Source organism: Olsenella profusa, from assembly GCF_016900315.1.
GTDB classification, from domain to species: domain Bacteria; phylum Actinomycetota; class Coriobacteriia; order Coriobacteriales; family Atopobiaceae; genus Thermophilibacter; species Thermophilibacter profusus_A.
Genome location: NZ_JACSNQ010000017.1, coordinates 1 through 12,209, shown reverse-complemented (window position 1 = coordinate 12,209; position 12,209 = coordinate 1). Strand labels below are relative to the sequence as shown.

The window sequence follows — 12,209 nt, the reverse complement described above, 5'->3', positions numbered from 1 at the left end:
GACTAGTTCTCCCCCTTCCCGACGACAACGTCGTTGCCGATGACGGCGGTGTCCTTGGTGGTGTCGACGCTGCCGACGCTGACGTTCTCCTCGACCACGGAGTTCTCGCCGAGGATGGCACGGACGACCTGGGCGCCGTCCTTGACCACCGAGCCGGGCAGCAGCACGGAGTCGATGACCGTGGCACGCTCGCCGACGTAGGCGTCCGTCGAGAGGATCGAGTGCTTTGCCGTGCCGTAGACCTGGCAGCCGTTGGCGACGAGGCAGTCGTCAATGTTGCCGTCCTTGCCCACGAACGCGGGCGGGCGCGTGGAGGCGTTGGACATGATCGGGAACTCGGTGCTGAAGATGTCGAACGCCGGGTTGGGCCCGAGCAGGTCCATGCTCGTCTCGTGGTAGCTGGAGATGGTGCCGACGTCGCGCCAGAAGCCCCTGAACTCGTAGGTGTAGAGGCGCTTGCCGTCCTCGAGAAGCTTCGGGATGATGTTGCCGCCGAAGTCGTGCTCGGAGGTCTGGTCGAGCGCGTCCTCCTTGAGGGTCTCGACGAGAAGGTCGGCGTTGAAGATGTAGATGCCCATGGAGGCGAGGTTTGAATCGGGCTTCTTGGGCTTCTCGGTGAACTTGGTGATGCGGCCGTCGGGGTCGGCGGTCAGGATGCCGAAGCGGGAGGCCTCCTCCCACGCCACCGGCATGACGGCGATCGTGAGGTCGGCGTTGTTCTTCTTGTGGCTCTCGAGCATGTCGTCATAGTCCATGCGGTAGAGCTGGTCGCCGGAGAGGATGAGGACGTACTCGGGGTCGTTCTGCTCGATGTAGCCGATGTTCTGGGTCACGGCGTCGGCCGTGCCCTCGTACCAGGCGCCGCCCGTCTGCGTGGCAAACGGCGGCAGGATGGAGACGCCGCCCCCGCGCTCGTCGAGGTTCCAGGCCTCACCGGTCCCGATGTAGCTGTGCAGCAGGTACGGACGATACTGCGTCAGCACGCCGACCGTCGTGATGCCCGAGTTAGCGCAGTTGGACAGCGCGAAGTCGATGATGCGGAACTTGCCGCCAAACGACACGGCCGGCTTTGCGACGTTGCTCGTCAGCGCGCCGAGCCTGCTGCCCTGTCCTCCTGCCAGGAGCATTGCGATGCACTCTTTCTTGCTCATACCCCCACTCCTTTCGACAACCCATCACGCGGGAGCGAAAGCCCCCAACACATATCCTTAAATGTGCCAGATATCGGCCATGTACTCACGAATCGTTCGGTCAGAAGAGAAATATCCGGCCTTGGCGGTATTGTGGAGCGCCGCCTTGTTCCACGCGGCGCGGTCCGCGTAGGCGCCGGTGAGCTCGTCCCAGGCCTGGACGTAGGCGTGGAAGTCGCGCAGCACGAGGTCCGGATCGTTGTCGACCATGAGGTAGTCGTGGATGCTGTCGAAGTTGCCCGAGAGGCGCGCGAGGGCGCCGTCGGTGAGCATGTCCACGATGCGGCCGAGGCGGTCGCGGTCGGCGTTGTACTGGTCCCAGGCGTAGTAGCGGCCGCTGGCGCGCAGGGCCTCGACCTCGTCGGCGTGCAGGCCGAAGATCTTGATGTTCTCGGGGCCGACGAGCTCGGAGATCTCCACGTTGGAACCGTCGAGCGTGCCCAGGGTGATGGCCGCGTTCATCATGAGCTTCATGTTGGAGGTGCCGGAGGCCTCGGCGCCGGCCACGCTGATCTGCTCGGAGATCTCGGCGGCGGAGTAGATGAGCTGCGCGTTGGAGACGGCGAAGTTGGGCACGAAGGCCACGCGAATCTTGTCGTTCACGCGCTCGTCGTTGTTGATGACGTCGGCCACCGAGTTGATGAGACGGATGACCTCCTTGGCGAAGGTGTAGCTCTGCGCCGCCTTGCCGGAGAAGATGAAGGCCGTGGGACGCGGGCTGTAGTTCGGGTCAGCAAGGATGCGGTTGTAGACGTCGAGCACCTTGAAGACGTTGAGCAGCTGGCGCTTGTAGGCGTGGAAGCGCTTGACCTGCACGTCAAAGACCATGTTGCAGTCAAGGTCGACGCCGGAGGTCTCCTTGACGTAGGCGGCAAGGCGCTCCTTGTCGGCGCGCTTGGCGGCCTCCATGCCCTCCAGGAAGCTGGCGTCCTGCTCAAAGGGGACGAGCTTCTCGAGCTCCATGGCGTCGTTGAGCCAGCCGTCGCCGATGGCGTTGGTGATGAGCTTGGCGTAGGGCGGGTTGGCCTCGCAGAGGAAGCGACGGTGGGAGACGCCGTTGGTCTTGTTGTTGAAGCGCTGCGGAACAAGCTCGTAGAACTCGTGGAACACGGAGTCCTTGAGGATCTGGGTGTGCAGCGCGGAGACGCCGTTGACCGAGTGGGAGAAGATGATCGAGAGGTTGGCCATGCGGACCTGGCCGTCCCAGAGGATTGCCGTCTTGGACAGGACGTCGGTCCAGTTGCCGTCGTTGGGCGAGAGGTGGTTGGCCAGGCTGTCACGGTAGCGGCGGTCGACCTCCTCGACGATCATGTAGAGGCGCGGCAGCAGGGCGCGGAAGGTGTTGATCGGCCACTTCTCGAGCGCCTCGGGCATGACGGTGTGGTTGGTGAAGGAGATGGTCTCCTTGGCCACCTTGTAGGCGAGGTCGAAGTCCACGCCCTTCTCGTCAACGAGCAGGCGCATGAGCTCCGGGCCGCACATGGCGGGGTGCGTGTCGTTGGTGTGGACGCACACGTGGTCGCCGAGGTGCTCCCAGTCCGGGCCGAAGTCGCGCTCGTAGGTGCGCAGGATGGTCTGCAGGCCCGCCGAGACGAAGAGGTACTCCTGCTTCAGACGGAGCATGCGGCCGTGCTCGCCGGCGTCGTTGGGGTAGAGGATCGTGGAGATGGCCTCGACGTCGGAGCGGAACTTGTTGGCGCGCGCGTAGTCGCCCGCGTTGAAGGCGTCGAGGTCGAAGTCCTCGGTGTAGGGCTCGGCCGACCACAGGCGCAGCTTGTTCACGACGTTGCCGCCAAAGCCGACGATGGGCACGTCATACGGCACGGCGCGGACGATGTCGCCGCCCTCCTGGGTGAACCAGAACCTGCCGTCCTCCTCGTGGCGGACGACCTGGCCACCAAAGCGCACGAGCACGGAGCTGCCGTCCTTGCGGGTCTCCCAGGGGAAGCCGTTGGCGAGCCAGTTGTCGGTGCGCTCGACCTGACGGCCGCCCTCGATGTACTGACGGAAGAGGCCGTAGCGGTAGCGCATGCCGTTGCCGTAGCCGGCGATGCCCTCGTGGGCCATGGAGTCGAGGAAGCACGCGGCAAGACGGCCGAGGCCACCGTTGCCGAGACCCGGGTCGACCTCCTGGCGGCAGATCTCCTCGAGGCTGGAGCCCATGGACTTGATGCCGTCGGCCACCATGTCGCGGATGCCGAAGTTGATGAGGTAGTTGTCAAGCAGCGGGCCGATCAGGAACTCGAGCGAGAAGTAGTAGACCTTCTTGGCGTCCTTGGGGTGGGACTCGGGGAAGATCGCACGGCCCTTGGTGGCGATGAGCTCGGCGAGCGCATAGTAACGCTCCTGTGCGGGCAGCTCCTCGAAGGGGGTGCCGTAGCGGGCGAGGCAGGCCTCACGGTACTGCTCGACGAAGTCCTGCTTGTTCTCAAAGATCTTGTTGTACGTCAAAACTGCTCCTCAGCTCGGGCGACAAGAACTCGGGGGCACGCGGCTCGCCGCGCGGGGCCCGGCTGTCGCGTTGTTCCCGGACCCGTGTCGGGGCCGCCCGGAGACGGCCCCGCTCTAGCTTACTCCTCGGGGGAGGGCTTCTTTGTGGTGGACTTCTTGGCTGACGCTCCCTTTGCGCCGCCCTTCTTGGCCGCCGTCCTTTTGGCGGCCGGCTTGGCGGCGCCCTTCTCGCCGGAGGCCTTCTTGGCAGCCGGCTTCTTGGCGGCGGCGGTCTTCTTGGCCGGGCGGCGCAGGGTGCCGGTCTTCTTGAGGATCATGCCGCCCAGCGGGGGCACGCGCACCACGATGGACTGCTCGCGGCCGTTCCAGGGCTCGTCCTGGCACTTGAGCTTGCCGGCGTTGATGACGCCGGAGCCGCCGAAGGACTCGTCGTCGGAGTTGAAGAGCTCCTCGTAGACGCCCCACTCCGGCACGCCCATGCGGAAGTCCTCGCGGGCGTTGACGTCGAAGTTGATGAGGATGACGAGCTCGTCGCCGGGCTTGTCTCCCCTGCGGATGAACGTGATGATGGACTGCTCGGCGTTGTCCGCGTCGATCCACTCGAAGCCGTCGGACTCGAAGGCGCGCTGCCAGAGCGCGGGGTGCTCGTTGTAGAAGCGGTTGAGCGCGCGGACGAACTGCTGCTGGTGGCGGTGGGTCTCGTACTGCTCCGCGAGGAAGTACTGGATTCCCTCGTAGTAGCGCCACTCGATGAACTGCGCAATCTCGTTGCCCATGAAGTTGAGCTTGCCGCCGGAGTGCGTCATCTGGTAGAAGGCGAGCGCCCTCATGCCGGCGAACTGCCTCCAGTAGTCACCGGGCATGCGCGTGATGAGCGAGCACTTGCCGTTGACCACCTCGTCGTGCGAGAGCGGCAGGATGAAGTTCTCGTTGAACTGGTACATCGTGGAGAACGTGAGCATGCGGTGGTTGCCCGGGCGCCACGGGAAGTCCGTCTGCATGTAGTGCAGGGTGTCGTTCATCCAGCCCATGTCCCACTTGAAGTGGAAGCCGAGGCCGCCGTCCTCGGGCGGGTAGGTCACGAGCGGCCAGGCGGTGGACTCCTCGGCGATCATCATGACGTCGGGGTAGAACTTGCCCATCGCGGTGTTGGTCTGGCGGATGAACGCCGAGGCGTCGAGGTCCTCCTCGGTGCCCTTCTCGTTGAAGCGCTTCTGGCCCGGGTCGTCGATGCCGAAGTTCATGTAGAGCATGCTGGAGACGCCGTCCATGCGCAGGCCGTCTGCGTGGAAGAGCTCGGCCCAGAACAAGGCGTTGGACACTAGGAAGCTGCGGACCTCGCCGCGGGAGTAGTCGAACTGGTGGGTGTTCCAGTTGGGATGGATCTTGTGCTCGTAGAGCATCTCGCCGTTGAAGGTGGCGAGGCCCTCGGCGTTGGCGCAGAAGCCGCCGGGCACCCAGTCCAGAATCACGCCGATGCCGGCCTCGTGGCAGGCGTCAACGAAGTGCATGAACTGCTTGGGGTTGCCGTAGCGGGCCGTGGCGGCGTAGTAGCCGGTGGGCTGGTAGCCCCAGGAGCCGTCAAAGGGGTGCTCGTTGACGGGCATGATCTCCACGTGGGAGTAGCCCATGTCCTTGACGTAGGCCACGAGCTCGTCGGCCAGGTCGTCGTAGGTGTAGAAGGTGCCGCGCTGCGCGGGGAACGGGTCGCCAGGGCCGGGGTAGGTGCCGTCCGGGCGCGGCTCACCCTGGGGCTCGTCTCCGTGGCGGCGCCAGCTGCCCAGGTGCACCTCGAAGATGTTAAGGCGCTCCTTGAACACGTTGGCCTTGGCGCGCTGCTTCATGTAGGCGCCGTCCCCCCACGCGTAGCCCTCGATGTCAAAGGTGCGCGAGGCGGTGCCGGGCGCGACCTCGGCGTAGTAGCCGTAGGGGTCCGCCTTGTAGAGCTTCTCGCCCTTGGTGGTGGTGATGAGGTACTTGTAGAGCTCGCCTTCCTGGATGCCCGGGACGAAGCCCTCCCAGATGCCGCCGGTCTCGGTCTCCGTGAGCGGAGTGGCCGTCTCGTCCCAGCCGTTGAAGTCGCCGATCAGGTGCACGCTCTGGACGCGGGGCGCCCAGACGGCAAAGTGGAAGCCGTGCGTTCCGTCGTCGGTGACGGCGGGGTGCGCGCCCATCTTCTCGTAGCTTCGATACCACTCGCCGCGGGCAAACAGGAAGAGGTCGTCGTTGCTCAGATAGAGGGTGCTATCAAGAGAATCCATGTCTCACTCCTCGCTGGTCAGGTGCGTCGCGCGGAGACGCGGCGCCCGGCGCGGACGGCCCGCGCGCAGAACAACACTTATTGTGCTCCCGCCGTCAACATAATGTCCACAAGAAAACCGCGAGCAGGTAGAAGCGCTCGGCGAGCTGTGTGCGCGGGGCGGGTCGAGGAGCGGGCGCGTAGGCGCGGGCGGGCGCGCTTACTAAAACGGATGTGTTGCGCTGTCAGCCCGCCAGGCGCCTACGAAAACGGGGCCGTTGCACCACCAGCCCGGCTACGCTTTTAAAACCGCGACCGTTGCGCCACCGGTCAGCAGAAGCGTTTTCAAACTTGCGACCGTTGCGCCTCCCGGCTCGCCCGTGCTTATAAAATCGCAGCTGTTACGCCGCTAGGTGACGCGAGTGCTTCCAAAATCCCGGCTGTTGTGGCCAGCCGCCCCGGACGCGCTTACGGATCGCCGCCTGTTGCAAGCGAGAAGGACGCTGGGGCCGCAACGGTCCGCAAATCGTAAGCGCCGAGGTCCTTCTCGCCTGCGACGGGCGCTGTTTTGTAAGCACACCGGTCGCCGGGGGTGTGACAAGCGTGGTTTCGTAAGCGCCTCGGCAGTTTAGGATGCAGCAGGCGCGGTTTTGAAAGCGCTCCGGCTGTTGGTGATACAACGACCGCGACTTTGTAACGCCCACGGGACCCGACGGTCCCAGCTCGCAGGCAGGCCGCCCGCACACGAAAAGGGCCCCGGACGTAATCCGGGGCCCCGACGTGACGCAGCGCTCAGACGGCGCCGGCGCCTAGTAGTTGATCGCCTGCTCCTCGAAGTAGGACTGCGGGTGGTTGCAGACCGGGCAGACCTTCGGCGCCTCGGCACCCACGTGCAGGTGGCCGCAGTTGCGGCACTTCCAGACCTTCACGCCCGGACGCGCGAAGACCTCGCCCTTCTCGACGCGCTCGGCCAGCTTGTTGTAGCGCTCCTCGTGGTGCTTCTCGACCTCGCCGACCATCTTGAACTTGGCCGCGATCTCGGTGAAGCCCTCGGCCTCGGCGGTCTCCGCGAAGCCCTTGTACATGTCGGTCCACTCGTAGTTCTCGCCGGCGGCCGCGTCCTTGATGTTGGTCAGGGTGTCGGGCACCTCGCCGCCGTGGAGGTACTTGAACCAGAGCTTGGCGTGCTCCTTCTCGTTGCCGGAGGTCTCGGTGAAGATCGCGGCGATCTGCTCGTAGCCCTCCTTCTTGGCCTTGCTGGCGTAGTAGGCGTACTTGTTGGTTGCCTGGGACTCGCCGGCAAACGCGGCCTCAAGGTTCTTCTTGGTCTGGGAGTTCTCGAAGTCGACAGCCATGGCTGCTCCTCTCCTGTCCCCGCGGGGACTTTGCGACCGGGCCCTCCGCCCGGCTTACGGAACACTATATCAGCTGGCAGGACGCCTAGACGACCCACCTGCCGCTCACCTGCCGGCAGAACCCCTCAGCGGCGAGCTCGTCGAGAAGGGCCTGCACGTCGGCGTGAGCTAGTGGACTTCTACCCGCCTTCCGCTCCTCTGCGGAGAGCTCGGCGCAGGCCGACGAAACGTCCACACCCGCGCGATGGGCGAGAAGGACGCGGACGAGCTCGGCGCGCTTCTGGCGGTGCGAGCCCTCGAAGCGCGACTGGCGCGCGTGCCCCCTCGAGCGCCGCGACGGGTTGGGCACGGTCCGCTTGAGGTAGGCGCCGTAGTCGAGAAGCGCGTAGTACCAGGTGCGCGGGTCATCGGCGGGGTCGGAGGCGTCCGCCGGGCAGGTGGCGTCCACAATCGGCACGAGCTCCCTGTCCGGGACGCCCTCGGCGCCGGGGTAGAGCTCGTGGAGCAGGACGGAGCGCACGTTGGTCTCCAGGTAAACCGCGTGCAGGTCAAAGGCGAAGGCGCGGATGCCGGCCGCCGTCGCCGGGCCGACGCTGGGCAGCGCCTGGAGCGCGCGGGCGTCCGAGGGCAGCTGCCCGCCGGCCACCGAGACGGCCTGCGCGGCGCGGTGCAGAGCGAGCGCGCGGCGGTTGTAGCCGAGGCCCTGCCACTCGTCCAGCACGTCGGCCGGGGAGGCGGCGGCGAGGGCGTCTGCCGTGGGGAAGCGCTCGAGCCAGCGCTGCCAGCGGCCGTCCACGCGCGTGGTCTGCGTCTGCTGGAGCATGACCTCGCTGATCCAGATGGCGTAGGGGTCGCGCGTGCGGCGCCAGGGGAGGTCGCGGTAGAGCTCGCGACCGCGCTCGAGCACGAGGGCGCGGAAGGGCGCGAGGTCCTCCGGGCGCGGGCCGGCGGCAGCGTCGGGCACGCCGAGGTCGTCGGTAGGCGCACCGGGGCCGTCCCCGGACACGCCTCCCCTGCCTGCGGGCTTGCTCATACGACGTCACCGCCGTCGAGCATGCCGGAGCGGCGCGGGGCCTCGGCGAGGACGTCCTTCTCGCCGGCGTCGGACGGGACGGGCGGGACGTCGCCGTGGGCCGCGGCACGAGCCTCGTCAAGGCCGACCAGCCTGAAGCCGCCGTCAAAGAGCGGTGAGCGCCCCTCGACCACGGCCTGGTAGAGCGTCACCGCGGAGAAGAACGAGCGCAGGAGCCGCTCGGCGTTGCACCAGACGGGGCTGAAGTGGCAGGTGGCAAGGTTCGGGCAGGGCTCGCCCGAGCCGGCGGACCCGTGGCAGCCCGCAATGATCACGGGGCCCTGCACCGCCTCCACGAGCTGCAGCAGCGTGGTCTCACGCGGGTCCACAGCAAGTCGCATGCCGCCCGTGGCCCCGCGCGCGTTCTCCACGATCCCGGCCACGGCCAGGTCGTGCTGGATCGAGCGCGCAAAGGAGTAGGGCACGCCGTTCTCGCGCGCGGCGGTGCGCACGGACACCACGCCCGAAGGGTCCCTCACCAGCGCGGCGAGCATCCTCAGAGCGTAGTCGGTCTTCTTTGATACGTCCATGCCCCTCCTCGGTGGCGGTCCGGGCGCCGGCCGCGGCCTGCCGCCGCAACCTCACTTGTCCCAGTCAAGAATCTCCCACCCGTGGCGCCGCGCGCTCACCTCGAGCGTGGTGCCCGGGCACACGGCGCAGGCGTGCTTGGCGCGGGAGAGCAGGTAGGCATCGGTGTGATGGTCCCCGTACGCGCGCTCGAGGCGCCAGCGCCCGGTTCCGAGATGCCCGTTGCACCAGCGCTCGGCGGCGTGGTACTTCTCCTCCCCCGCCACCACGGGCCCCTCCACCTTGCCGGTGTAGCGTCCCTGGGGGTCGCGCGCCATGCGGGTGGCCGCGTAGCCGTCCGCGCCCATGCGCTCGGCCGCGATGGCCGCGATAGGCTCGAAGGTCGCCGAGACGATGATCACCGTGAGGCCCTGGTCATGGCAGCGCCTGACCTCCTCGAGGGCCTGCGGGCGATAGCGCGGGAGCAGCACCTCGTTATGGAACCTCGTGAGGATTGCGTCGACCTCCGCCGCGCTGCGCCCGGCGAGCGCGCCGAACACGAGCTCGCGGGCCTCGCTCTGCCGGTACGGCAGGTGCAGCTTGTAGCGGATGCCCCACCACGTGAGCCGGCCGAGCCGCGCAAGCGACATGTAGCCGTGCATGAAGAGGTAGCGCGTCACCAGCGCGCCCGACTGCCCCCTTATGGAGGTGCCGTCAAAGTCAAAGACCGCAACCGGCCGTATGTCCCGCTCTGGGGTTGGTTGCATGAGGCGTCCCGTCGTCGCGCCGACCGTGAGACCATATGATACCGCGGACCACGCAATAGGGGCGGGCACGGGGGCCAACGGGAGCGACGGGAAGCGACTGACCCTTCGTATCGCCATGAGTATCGCTATGAAAAAGGGCTCCCGAAGGAGCCCTGATCAGTGCAATGGCGGGATGTAAGGGACTCGAACCCTCGACCTCCGACGTGACAGGCCGGCGCTCTAACCAGCTGAGCTAACACCCCGTTCGCCTTGCGCGGGAGCTATTCTCTCATGCCGCCCGGCTCTTGGCAACCCCCAATTTCAAAAAAGTTTCCGCCCGCTCCCATCACGTCCGCACGGGCACGGCGAGAAGTGCCGTGACCGGCAAAAACAGACGCCGCCGAGCCGGCGGGACGCAGGCTCGGGACCCGCCGCGAACGCCTCGTGGCCGCTATGACAGCTGAACGTCGCTCACGGCGCCGTCCGTGGTGGTCACGTGCATCACGGAGCCTTCGATGGAGACGGACGAGACCTCCCCGTTGCCCTGGACGGGGCTGCCGTCCTCGCCCACCAAATAGCTCGCGCCGCCGGTGTGCCCGGCAATCACGTAGCAGACCACGTCCCAGGTGCCGTCGCGGTTCTCGGGCACGAGAATCGTGTTGGTCCAGCGCGCAAGCGCCGCGGGCGTGCCCTCCAGCAGGAAGAGCGTCTCGGACGCCCCGTAGGGGTCCGTCTCGGACACGCCCCAGGAGCCGTCCTCCTGCGTGGCCAGGAAGTACGTGCTCCCCTGGTACGAGACGCTGCCGTCGGCGAAGGCCACCTCGGACTCGGGATCCCGCTCGACCTCCTGGGGCCCCTCCGAGGTGAGGCCCTGGTCGCCAAAGGTCTGCTCGGAGGCCCCCTCGTCGGGCGCCGGTGCAAGCGCAACGGTCACGCAGCGGCCCACCAGGAACACGATGACAAGCGCGAGCACGGCCAGGACGACGAGAAGGACCACGTTCTTGCGGCTGCGCTCGGGTCCCACGGCGGTCCCGCGCGCCTCGGGGTGGCGCTCGAAGTAGCGCTCCTCGGCGTTCCTGCGGGCGCGGCGGGCCGCCTGGTCGGCGTTGTGGCGCGTGGTCACGCGGGCGCCCTGGCCGGCGCGGATGGTCGAGATGCCCTCCTCGTCGCTCACCTCGACCGTCGCGTGGGCGCGGCGGGCGCCGGCCGTCACGGCACGTCGGGGGCTCGGGGACGCGTGGGTGGCCCCGGGGGCGTGCGACCTGGGGCGCGGCGTGCCGTGGGCCGCATGGCCCGCCGCGTGGGTGAAGCGCTTTCCCTGGCTGTCTCGGACGTCTCTCATCCTCGATGCTCCTTCTCGCCTGCGCCTAGACCTCTCGGCGCTCCTCGATGGCTCGGCCGAGCGTGACCTCGTCGGCATACTCCAGGTCCCCGCCCACGGGCAGGCCGCTCGCCAGGCGCGAGACGCGCACGCCCAGCGGCCTGATCACGCGCGCGAGGTAGGTGGCCGTGGTCTCCCCCTCCACGTCCGGGTTGGTGGCCAGGATGACCTCGGTGACCTCGCCGTCCGCCAGCCGCGCGAACAGCTCGCGGACGTGGAGCTGGTCGGGGCCGACCTTGTCCATCGGGCTGATCACGCCGCCGAGGACGTGATAGAGCCCATGGTAGCTGCCTGTGCGCTCTATGGCGCTGACGTCGCGGGGCTCGGAGACCACGCAGATCGACGAGCGGTCGCGGCTGGCGTCTGCGCAGACGTCGCAGGTGTCCCGCGTGGCGTAGGAGAAGCACACGGGGCAGAAGTGGACCTGCTGCTTGACCTCGAGGATGGCCTGGGCCAGGCGGCGGGCCTCCTCGGCGTCGGCCTCGAGCAGGTGGTAGGCGATCCTCTGGGCCGACTTGGGCCCGATGCCGGGCAGCCGGCCCAGCTCGTCGAGCAGGCGCTGGAGCGCGCGGCCGTCGTTGATGGTGGTGTCCGTCAAGGCGCGCCCGCCTAGAAGAGGCCCGGGATGTTGAGCCCGCCGGTGACGGAGCTGATCTGCTGGCTGGCGGCCTGCTCCGCGGACTCGAGCACGTCGTTGACCGCGGCGAGGATCATGTCCTGGAGCATCTCCACGTCCTCGGGGTCGAGGGCGGCCGGGTCGATGGTGAGCGAGGTCAGGCGCAGGTCGCCGGTGGCGGTGACCTTGACGGCGCCGCCGCCCGCGGACGCGGAGACCTCGGTGGCCGCGGCCTTCTGTTGCGCGGCGAGGAGCTGCTCCTGCATCTTGCGGGCCTGGGCCATCATCTGGTTGCGGTTCATGCCGCCCATGTTGAATCCCTTGGACATCGTGCGTTTCCTTTCGTCGTCTTGTTGGCGATACGTACGTGGGGCTGCCGGGCGCACCCGGCGGGGTGACTAGTCGTCGTCCCCGTCCTCGACGGGCTCCTCGGTGAAGCCCGAGTCGTCGAACGAGGCGCCCGCGCCCTCGAGCTCAGCCGCGGCGTCCTCGTCCGAGGTGCTGGGCGCGCTCTCCACGCTCACCGAGAGGGGCTGGCCGAAGGCAGCCGTCAGTTCGGAGACGATGCTCGCGAACTCGGGGCTCAGGGCGGGGTCCGCGCCGCCGGAAGCAGGCGCGGGCTGCGGGGCCGGGGTCGGCGCCGGGGCGGGCG

The 12,209-nt window shown here is 67.7% G+C and carries 10 protein-coding genes, 1 tRNA gene and 1 pseudogene; all 12 read right to left on the bottom strand.

The genetic code is table 11. The features are described 5' to 3' along the window. Positions 1-2: 2 nt before the first annotated feature. Complete coding sequence (locus tag H9X80_RS07470; RefSeq protein ID WP_204793721.1) at positions 3-1,151, bottom strand: glucose-1-phosphate adenylyltransferase; 1,149 nt, start codon at positions 1,149-1,151, stop codon at positions 3-5. Positions 1,152-1,208: 57 nt separating this feature from the next. Then, positions 1,209-3,641, bottom strand: coding sequence for a glycogen/starch/alpha-glucan phosphorylase (locus H9X80_RS07465; protein WP_204793720.1), 2,433 nt, complete (start codon positions 3,639-3,641; stop codon positions 1,209-1,211). A gap of 119 nt (positions 3,642-3,760) precedes the next feature. Then, entirely contained in the window at positions 3,761-5,902 is a 2,142-nt protein-coding gene (glgB, locus tag H9X80_RS07460) for a 1,4-alpha-glucan branching protein GlgB (protein WP_204793719.1), read from the bottom strand. Positions 5,903-6,689: 787 nt separating this feature from the next. After that, on the bottom strand, positions 6,690-7,235 hold the full coding sequence (gene rbr / locus H9X80_RS07455) for a rubrerythrin (protein WP_204793718.1): 546 nt from the start codon (positions 7,233-7,235) through the stop codon (positions 6,690-6,692). Positions 7,236-7,320: 85 nt separating this feature from the next. Next, complete coding sequence (locus H9X80_RS07450; RefSeq protein ID WP_204793717.1) at positions 7,321-8,268, bottom strand: adenine glycosylase; 948 nt, start codon at positions 8,266-8,268, stop codon at positions 7,321-7,323. After that, positions 8,265-8,837 carry an RrF2 family transcriptional regulator gene (locus H9X80_RS07445; RefSeq protein WP_204793716.1) on the bottom strand — a complete coding sequence of 191 codons (573 nt, stop codon included), beginning with the start codon at positions 8,835-8,837 and terminating at the stop codon, positions 8,265-8,267. The genes H9X80_RS07450 and H9X80_RS07445 overlap by 4 nt, the downstream gene beginning before the upstream one ends. Before the next feature lie 51 nt (positions 8,838-8,888). After that, positions 8,889-9,581, bottom strand: coding sequence for an HAD family hydrolase (locus H9X80_RS07440; RefSeq protein ID WP_204793715.1), 693 nt, complete (start codon positions 9,579-9,581; stop codon positions 8,889-8,891). Positions 9,582-9,746: 165 nt separating this feature from the next. Further along, positions 9,747-9,823, bottom strand: a tRNA-Asp gene (locus H9X80_RS07435). 188 nt (positions 9,824-10,011) lie between these two features. After that, positions 10,012-10,902: a hypothetical protein gene (locus tag H9X80_RS07430; RefSeq protein ID WP_204793714.1), complete on the bottom strand. Its 891-nt coding sequence runs from the start codon at positions 10,900-10,902 to the stop codon at positions 10,012-10,014. Between the two features lie 25 nt (positions 10,903-10,927). Then, a complete protein-coding gene (gene recR / locus H9X80_RS07425) occupies positions 10,928-11,539 on the bottom strand; it encodes a recombination mediator RecR (RefSeq protein WP_239471806.1) in 612 nt (203 codons plus the stop codon). An 11-nt stretch (positions 11,540-11,550) separates the two neighbouring features. Beyond that, entirely contained in the window at positions 11,551-11,886 is a 336-nt protein-coding gene (locus H9X80_RS07420; protein ID WP_204793713.1) for a YbaB/EbfC family nucleoid-associated protein, read from the bottom strand. 69 nt (positions 11,887-11,955) lie between these two features. Continuing rightward, positions 11,956-12,209: pseudogene (locus H9X80_RS07415) on the bottom strand (hypothetical protein); the annotation flags it as partial.

Bases quoted from the DNA above. Each gene is read 5' to 3' on its own strand.
- H9X80_RS07450 (WP_204793717.1), bottom strand. From the start codon at position 8,268: ATGAGCAAGCCCGCAGGCAGGGGAGGCGTGTCCGGGGACGGCCCCGGT.
- glgB (WP_204793719.1), bottom strand. From the start codon at position 5,902: ATGGATTCTCTTGATAGCACCCTCTATCTGAGCAACGACGACCTCTTC.
- H9X80_RS07445 (WP_204793716.1), bottom strand. From the start codon at position 8,837: ATGGACGTATCAAAGAAGACCGACTACGCTCTGAGGATGCTCGCCGCG.
- H9X80_RS07420 (WP_204793713.1), bottom strand. From the start codon at position 11,886: ATGTCCAAGGGATTCAACATGGGCGGCATGAACCGCAACCAGATGATG.
- H9X80_RS07440 (WP_204793715.1), bottom strand. From the start codon at position 9,581: ATGCAACCAACCCCAGAGCGGGACATACGGCCGGTTGCGGTCTTTGAC.
- H9X80_RS07470 (WP_204793721.1), bottom strand. From the start codon at position 1,151: ATGAGCAAGAAAGAGTGCATCGCAATGCTCCTGGCAGGAGGACAGGGC.
- rbr (WP_204793718.1), bottom strand. From the start codon at position 7,235: ATGGCTGTCGACTTCGAGAACTCCCAGACCAAGAAGAACCTTGAGGCC.
- H9X80_RS07430 (WP_204793714.1), bottom strand. From the start codon at position 10,902: ATGAGAGACGTCCGAGACAGCCAGGGAAAGCGCTTCACCCACGCGGCG.